Raw genomic sequence first — 6,841 nt, 5'->3', positions numbered from 1 at the left:
ATGGTAATCGGGCTGAACCTTGGCCGTCCGCCATTCAGCCATCTGATACGGCTTAGCGGGAAGAGGGGAAAGGGCGAATTTCTCCTCCTCCATAAATGCTGACCATCTCGATCCTTCTTTTTTTGTAAAGGGACGATGATTAAACGCTTCGAGCTTCTGTTGAATCTCTTGATTCAACTCTTCCAACGTAAAACATTGACTGTTTCGTAACGAAGCAATGATCCAGGTGGACACGGTATTGACGGAACTTTCTACACTAGCCTTATCCTTTGGAGCTCTTACTCGGGCCGGCAGGTTCTATTTCAAATGTTGGGGTGGAGGATCTTTTCCTCCGCCCCTTTATCCTATGTTTTTCCCTACGTGCTTGAATTGGTGATGCATCAGAATACGGGCCCGTAACCGGTCGTGCCGGCGAAAGCCGAAGGCATTCCGTTTCAATACTTTCGTCTGGTTGTTCAACCCTTCCACGAAGCCATTGCTGTAATCAAACATAAAACTATTCATGATTTCGGTCTGCCAGTTCCTGAACGTATCCACCGCGGCCATGAATTCTTTCATCCCTGAGGAAGCCACAAGATCATAAAAGGCATATAGGTCCTCTTTCACTTGCTTGATCTCTCCCCGCTTTGCTATCTCAAACCACGTTTGATACGCCTCTTTTAATCGATAAGCCACTTTCAATTCTGAAGACAGATGGAGGTATCTTTCCAGATACCATCGCTGTTTATCCGACAGGGACTCATAGGGTTTGTGAAAGACATGTCTCATCCTCTTACACTTTCTGCGGTCGTAATCATGAAAGTCCTTCTGGACTCTCTTCCTTACACGGTCTACAGCCCAGTTGATATACCGGCAGAAGTGGAAACGGTCGGCGACGATGATGGGGTTATTCAATGCTTTGTTCACCGCCGACTTGAAGGCATAGCTCATGTCCATGACGACACACTCTACGTTCGACTTTTTCTTCTTCAGATAGTCTTTAACGGTCTCGGCCGATCGGTCCGGTAGGATATCAATCGGTTCCCCGGTATCCGCGTTAGCGATGATGACCTGATACTTGCCCCGGTCCGTATCTCCCTTATATTCATCAATCGCAATTACGCGAGGAAGCTCCTCCACTTCTTTCAGGTGAGACGCCGAGATACGATCAAAGCGCCGGACGGCGGTATTGGGCGATGTATGAAACAGGTGGGCTGTGTCTTTAAAGTTCTTGCCATGGATGAGCCTGAAGCCGAAAGCCTGGTTCCATTCTTTCGAATGGCGCTGGTAACGCTCAACTAGAGCATTCTGTTCCGCAAACTTTTTTCCACATGCGCAGGCATACCGTCGTTTACGATAGAAAAGGTGAGTCAGGCGTTCAAACCACTTGAGATGTTGGACCTTCTGCACCCGATAGTCATGAACCCGACGGGTTCTAGCTCGACAGGAAGGGCAAACGTGGGTTTTTTTCGGCATCTGAACATGAAGGTACAAACACCCGTCCCGTTCCTCCGTCTTCCTCACTTCCACGCCTTCAAATCCTGGAATCATCATGGTAGAATGCATATATACACACAACTCCTATCTTTTTCTTGGGTCTCGTCAATTCAAGTGTAAAAGATAAAGGAGCTTGTGTGTATTTCTTTGGCTAAATTTTTCTGATACCCCAACAAATATTGTAGAGCCTTATTTTTTCTGTCGTATCAAAAAAAGACGGAAGACGATGCTGTCGCCTTCCGTGGGTGAATTTTATGTGTGCGATCTACTATAAGTACCGTTTCAGTTCCTTGTAAAACTGTTCCCGTGTGCCTGCGTGGAGAATAATCACGGTATTCACATCGTGGTCTCCCTCAATCGTGTACGCCAGCTCGTACCCTGTTTTGTTATGGCGGATGTCATACCCATAGACCCCTACGGGGTATCCATTTTCGGTTCAGCCGCCTGATAGGAGTCTAAACGTATGTTCTCAATTGCATCTTCGTACTTACCTTTGAGCTGTTTGTCTTTGATTTTTTTGAAGAACTTCTTCGCCGGGTTCTGGACTTTCAGTTTTGCTTTTTCCATGGCTATTCGTCCTCTTCGAACAGGTTTGACACAGATTTTACTTCCTCGGCGTTTTCGCGAGCTTCCTTGATCCACGCTTCGACCGCAGGACGTATGTTGTTCTTCCGACGGTTGAATTCCTGGAGCAGTTCATCCCCGCCATACCCTTCGTCGATCAGGTCTTTCAGAATAAACTCCGAAAAATCATCGTTTGTCTCCCGGACCGGAGTGATTACGATTTTATTTCCATCCAGCTCGATATTGGCTTCGCTCTCCATTTCAAGATAATCGTAGTATTCTTTCGGGACGGTGATTTGACGTTTGTCGGAGATAGCTATACGGCGCGATTTTTTTCTTGGTTCCTGGGCCATATCCCTCATTCCTCCTTACCGTTGCTTTTATACAATTATTAAGGCTCTCCCTCTTTCACATACATACGTTTTCCGCGAAACGAAGACATAATTTCTTTGTTTCTAAAATTCTTTGTGGTAATTATACTACGCATAGTTGATTATGCGAAAATTTGCTCCAGCTTGAAACGGTGCATATAGAAGGCGGTCAGCCTATATATCACGGCATATACATAGAAAAACCGGCTCCTTTGTAACGTTCAGGAACCGATTTTCTACGTCCGTTTATAAAGCAGGTAAGGCTTCCTCTTCCCCTTTCTTTCACTTGTAATCAAGGGACGTCATCATTCCCCCATGCCCCTCTGTCCCATTGTTCGCCATATGATGAGGGGTGTGGCAATGCAGAGGCCAGTTCCCTGGGTTATTGGTTTTGACTAGTATGTCAAATGTTTCCCCAGGAGACAAGGTGATACTATTCCTTTGCATTTTCATAGCTTCCGGAAGGGGGTTTCCATCCTGATTTTCGATTTCAAATTGGTGACCATGAAGATGCATCGGATGAGGACTATGGCCAATACTTGCAAGACGAATCCTTACCGTATCCCCCTTTGTTGTTTCAAGAGAAGGAATATTAGGGAAGCATCTTCCGTTTATCGTAAAATAATTGAAAGCATGAGAGTGAGGATCCACTTGAAAGCTTCCTTTTTCCACACTGCCATGCTCTACATCTTTCAACGCAAATTCTTGCAACAACAAAAAATAGTCATGATCGATTGGATCATTCTCTTCTTTGATAATCAATCCGCCTACAAGCCCCATCATTTGCTGCTTCATTGAATTATAGTGAGTATGGTAGAGGTGAGCTCCGGGAGCGTTAATAATGGTGAACTGATAATCATAATAGTCCCCCGGCTCTATAGGAGGGGAAGGTTGCACACTGATTCCGCCATCCACTTTTTCAGGTATATCCAACCCATGCCAGTGCACGCTCGTTGATTCTGGTAGATTGTTATATACACGGATGTTCACTTCATCCCCCGGATTTACTACAAGCGTAGGTCCCGGTATGGAGCCATTGTATCCCCATCCTTCTATGAACACTCCTTCTAATATTTCTTGCTGTACGGGCTCTGCAATTAGTTCAAAATGTTTCCTCCCATTTTTCTTCACGCCAAAAAGTTGATTTTCCTCTCCTGTTGTCATTTTGACTCTCCTCCCTTTCGAATTATGTTTTGTAGTTCGTACAAGGCACCCTCAACCTCTTTTTCTACAATGAGCAAAGTTCATTGCATTCAATGGGAAGACTCTGCTTCTTTATTTCTCTTCAAAAACCAATGTTCCCCACCGAAAGTAGCTAAGATAAATAGAAGAGACACAATAACAATTAATAGATCAGACTGAATTTTCACGTAAACAAAGGCTCCAAGTACGATGGCATCCAGCAACAAAGCCGTAACCACAATTGCTGGGTTTGCTCCGGTTTCTTTTTTGAGGTGTTTCCACACTCCCCAATGGACAATCATATCCATGACCAGGTATAATATCGCACCTACCGATGCAATTCTGCTTAAATCAAACAACACGGCAAGAGCCATGGCCAGAACAACGGTATACACGAGCGTGTGCTTCTGAATACGTCCGGGCATACCGAAATGACGATGCGGGATAAGACTCATATCTGTCAGCATTGCAAGCATTCGTGATACAGCAAAGACGCTGGCAATGATCCCTGAAATAGTCGCAATGATCGCCAGTGCAACGGTGAACCATACCCCGTATTCTCCAAACGCAGGTCTCGCGGCTTCTGCAAGGGAATAATCCTTTGCTTCGATAATACGATCGATAGGAAGGTTGGAAGAAACAGCCCAGGCAATCATCAGGTAGACGAACAAACTTATCGAAATGGAGGCGACAATCGCCCGTCCCACATTTTTCTTCGGATTCTTGATTTCCGATCCACTGTTCGTGATAGTCGTAAATCCTTTGAATGACAAAATCGTAAGGGCGACAGCAGCAATAATCGAAGCAATCCCTGTATCCGCTGCGTTAGTTCCTGCATCACCGGCAGGATCAAGTGTAAACCCAGCCACCCATAACCCACCGGCGGAAAACACAAGAAGGCCAAGAATTTTCAACAAAGATACGATAGATGTAAAGGTCTGAATGAACTCATTTCCGGATATATTTACTATAAAAGCGAATAGTAAAAGTCCCACCGCAAGTAAAGCTACTAACCATCCCGATGACTCACTTCCAAAAATCTGTAACGTATAGGTTCCGAACGTACGAGCCACGAGGCTTTGGTTGATGACCATCGAAATCGCCATCAGCATGGCAGCTGAAGCAGTGATGGTCCCTTTTCCATATGCTTTCACGAGGAACATTCCAACGCCTCCGGCAGATGGGTATTGCTGACTCATCTTCACGTAGGAATAAGCACTGAACCCAGTGACCACTCCTCCTATGATGAAAATAAGTGGAAACCATACCCCCGCCAGTTGTGCGACTTGACCAAGCAAGGCAAATATCCCTGCGCTGATCATAACGCCGGTACCAAGACCGACAGCACCAGTCAGTGTCAAGCTGTTCTTTCTATATTCACTCATCGCTCTTTCCTCCTTTTTGTCTGTAAAACAGTATCCCCGGAAATATGCAGAAAGTATGCATGATTGCTACCTATCAAACTTTTTTCTCACAAAAAAACCTCTATGTTCTATTACTTCATCCACTTATACCCCACGCCCCACACTGTTTTCAAATGATCATCCACTGGAAATCCGGAGCGTCGGATCTTCTCCCGGATATTACGCACATGGGAATCAACGGTACGCCCCCATGTATCGGATTCGAACCCCCACACAAGGTCCAAAAGGTCATGGCGATCATACACATGGTTTGGTCGCTTCAAGAGAAGCCCAATCAATCGGAACTCCTTAGGGGTAAGTGCGATAGCATAGTCCTGATAGGATAACTCATACGTACTCTCATCCCATCGTAATCCATTGACCTCCATGGCAGAAGGAGCATTGCGGCGGAGGAGCGTTTCAACCCGTGCAAGAAGAATGTCCTCGTCGAATGGTTTCGTTACATAATCATCCGCCCCTGTCTTCAAGCCTTTGATCACGTCTTTTTTCTGGTCTTTCGCCGTCAGCATAAGGACAGGAACATCGCTGAACGTGCGAAGTCGCTGACACGTTTCAAAACCATCCATCTCCTTCATCATAATATCAAGGATGACAAGGTCAAAAGGGGTGGTCTTCACTACTTCCAGGGCCTTTGCTCCACTCCGGACTTTCGTTGTTTGGTATCCATAGGGCAGCAAATACAATTCGATCAAATCGAGCATCCGTTGCTCATCATCCACGATGAGAATGTGTGTCATCAGCATCTTCCTCCGGCAGTATTATAAGAATCGTCAATCCATTTTCATTAAATGCTTTCACTGTACCTCCGTGCATCTCGACAATTTCTTTCACGATGGCCAGACCTAGGCCTGAACCTCCCTGTTCCCGGGACCTCGCTTTATCTACCCGATATAAGCGTTCAAATAAATGAGGAAGAGACTCATCTGGTACTCCCGGTCCCTGATCAGAAATACACAGCCTCACTCCTTGCTCCGTTCTCTCTCCTTCGACTTGAATAACCGGAATTTCCCCTCCATAAAGCAGCGCGTTTTGAATAATGTTAACCAGGACTTGCTTCATACGGGTTCGATCAGCAGTCACGTATAAATCATCCGGCACATGAATGGTCAGTTGTGCCTGCTTTTCCTCGATGAACGGTTCGACCTGGGTCGCCACTTCCTCGAGCAAAGAAGAGAGATGGGTTACAGATGGCTCGATGACAAAAGCATTCTCTTCCATTTTGGCCAATTGGAAAAGCTGCCTTACCATCGAGGTTAACTGATCCGCTTCTTCCCGGATAATAGTGAGGTATTTTTCCCGTTCCGCCTCGGATATCCCCCGTCTGGAGGCTACATCCGCATACCCCTTCACATAAGTGAGAGGAGTTCTGAGTTCATGAGCCACGGAAGACAAAAAATCATTGCGTTCCTTCTTCAACCGCTCCAGATCTTCCGATAAACGATTAATAGAAAAAGCCAGAGTACCAAGTTCATCTGTATTTGTTAACTTAAAAATCAGCCACCATGTTCATTGAAAATTCAGCCACTATATTGATAATCTCGCTTGTAACTTCGTACAAGTGGGAGGCAGGAGATTTGATTACAATGAACCAAAAGTATCACGCTCTCATCCAGTATGTTCACGATGGAAAGTCTTGTCGCCAAATTGCCCGGGATGTTGGTATTAATCGAGACACTGTCCGAAAATATGTTAATGATTACGACCACAAACGCCACCTCCTCATCGAAGGTGGGAAGGAGATTGATGTTCAAGCACTGATTGAATCCCTGACAGAAAAACCAACGTATCAAACAGGATCACGTTCTAAACGAAAAGTAACATCGA

The 6,841-nt window shown here is 45.5% G+C and carries 9 protein-coding genes and 1 pseudogene; 1 reads left to right on the top strand and 9 read right to left on the bottom strand.

The features are described 5' to 3' along the window. The 9 genes and pseudogenes from BM058_RS17680 to BM058_RS17645 all read right to left on the bottom strand — a co-directional run. Positions 1-234 (bottom strand): annotated as a pseudogene (locus BM058_RS17680) (IS21 family transposase); the annotation flags it as partial. A gap of 105 nt (positions 235-339) precedes the next feature. Further along, positions 340-1,545 carry an ISL3 family transposase gene (locus tag BM058_RS17675; protein ID WP_090929057.1) on the bottom strand — a complete coding sequence of 402 codons (1,206 nt, stop codon included), beginning with the start codon at positions 1,543-1,545 and terminating at the stop codon, positions 340-342. Between the two features lie 199 nt (positions 1,546-1,744). Further along, positions 1,745-1,834, bottom strand: coding sequence for a hypothetical protein (locus tag BM058_RS18705; protein ID WP_245737094.1), 90 nt, complete (start codon positions 1,832-1,834; stop codon positions 1,745-1,747). A 56-nt stretch (positions 1,835-1,890) separates the two neighbouring features. Then, the gene (locus BM058_RS18700) at positions 1,891-2,043 is read right to left on the bottom strand and encodes a hypothetical protein (RefSeq protein WP_245737092.1); all 153 of its coding nucleotides are present in this window, start codon (positions 2,041-2,043) and stop codon (positions 1,891-1,893) included. Between the two features lie 2 nt (positions 2,044-2,045). After that, positions 2,046-2,393: an AbrB/MazE/SpoVT family DNA-binding domain-containing protein gene (locus tag BM058_RS17665; protein ID WP_090929055.1), complete on the bottom strand. Its 348-nt coding sequence runs from the start codon at positions 2,391-2,393 to the stop codon at positions 2,046-2,048. Between the two features lie 300 nt (positions 2,394-2,693). After that, positions 2,694-3,575: a multicopper oxidase family protein gene (locus BM058_RS17660; RefSeq protein WP_090929052.1), complete on the bottom strand. Its 882-nt coding sequence runs from the start codon at positions 3,573-3,575 to the stop codon at positions 2,694-2,696. Positions 3,576-3,664: 89 nt separating this feature from the next. Next, positions 3,665-4,978 (bottom strand): APC family permease, encoded by a 1,314-nt coding sequence (locus BM058_RS17655; RefSeq protein ID WP_090929049.1) that lies wholly within the window; start codon positions 4,976-4,978, stop codon positions 3,665-3,667. A gap of 110 nt (positions 4,979-5,088) precedes the next feature. Next, on the bottom strand, positions 5,089-5,754 hold the full coding sequence (locus tag BM058_RS17650; protein ID WP_090929046.1) for a response regulator transcription factor: 666 nt from the start codon (positions 5,752-5,754) through the stop codon (positions 5,089-5,091). Then, a complete protein-coding gene (locus BM058_RS17645; protein WP_090929044.1) occupies positions 5,729-6,433 on the bottom strand; it encodes a sensor histidine kinase in 705 nt (234 codons plus the stop codon). Before BM058_RS17645 ends, BM058_RS17650 begins: the two co-directional genes overlap by 26 nt. Before the next feature lie 167 nt (positions 6,434-6,600). Here BM058_RS17645 and BM058_RS17640 point away from each other — a divergent pair. Continuing rightward, the coding region (locus tag BM058_RS17640) for a helix-turn-helix domain-containing protein (protein WP_245736962.1) at positions 6,601-6,841 on the top strand (241 nt) is incomplete at its 3' end.

The sequence above is a fragment of the Salibacterium qingdaonense genome (genome assembly GCF_900114715.1).
GTDB classification, from domain to species: domain Bacteria; phylum Bacillota; class Bacilli; order Bacillales; family Marinococcaceae; genus Salibacterium; species Salibacterium qingdaonense.
This window is presented reverse-complemented; position numbering and strand designations above follow the sequence as displayed.

Bases quoted from the DNA above. Each gene is read 5' to 3' on its own strand.
- BM058_RS17675 (WP_090929057.1), bottom strand. From the start codon at position 1,545: ATGCATTCTACCATGATGATTCCAGGATTTGAAGGCGTGGAAGTGAGG.
- BM058_RS18700 (WP_245737092.1), bottom strand. From the start codon at position 2,043: ATGGAAAAAGCAAAACTGAAAGTCCAGAACCCGGCGAAGAAGTTCTTC.
- BM058_RS17665 (WP_090929055.1), bottom strand. From the start codon at position 2,393: ATGGCCCAGGAACCAAGAAAAAAATCGCGCCGTATAGCTATCTCCGAC.
- BM058_RS17660 (WP_090929052.1), bottom strand. From the start codon at position 3,575: ATGACAACAGGAGAGGAAAATCAACTTTTTGGCGTGAAGAAAAATGGG.
- BM058_RS17655 (WP_090929049.1), bottom strand. From the start codon at position 4,978: ATGAGTGAATATAGAAAGAACAGCTTGACACTGACTGGTGCTGTCGGT.
- BM058_RS17650 (WP_090929046.1), bottom strand. From the start codon at position 5,754: ATGACACACATTCTCATCGTGGATGATGAGCAACGGATGCTCGATTTG.